At 66.7% G+C, this 510-nt stretch carries 1 protein-coding gene; it reads right to left on the reverse strand.

Features of this window, described 5'->3' with window-relative positions; translation table 11 throughout:
- Position 1: 1 nt before the first annotated feature.
- Positions 2-510: C39 family peptidase (locus SM577_RS31630; RefSeq protein WP_474588703.1), on the reverse strand; the 509-nt coding region annotated here is incomplete at its 5' end.

Raw genomic sequence — 510 nt, forward strand, 5'->3', positions numbered from 1 at the left:
GTCAGGCGGTGTAGCCGCGGGTGGCGATCCAGTCGGCGAGGTTGTCGATGCTCATCCGGTAGCTGGCGGTGTCCGGGTTGGCCGAGTCGGCGATGGTGACGGTGTTGCCACCGTCGCGGTAGCCGACGACGCTGATGTAGTGCCCGCCCTCGAAGGAGTGGCTGTTGCCGTCGGTGTCGGTGGCGGTGCCGGCGATGTTGGCGACCACGGCACGGCCTTCGTCGACGGCCTTGATGACGTCGGCGCGCAGCTTGTCGGTCTGCTTGTCATCGGCTGCACGGTCGCGGATCTCGACGCTGTGGTAGACGTCCTTACCGGTCTGCTTGTTCAGCACCGGGGTGATGTCGTTGATGGAGTTGGTGCCGGCCTCGGTGGTGCCCATCTCCTTGGCCATGGCGTGGACGTCGATGTTCTTGCCCTGCACGGACAGGGCGTTGCGGGCGGCGGCGGGGCCGCAGTAGTAGAAGTTCGGCTGGGCTTCGTAGCGCACGCCGAGTTCCCGCTCACCGT

The sequence above is a fragment of the Micromonospora desertarenae genome (assembly GCF_056150265.1).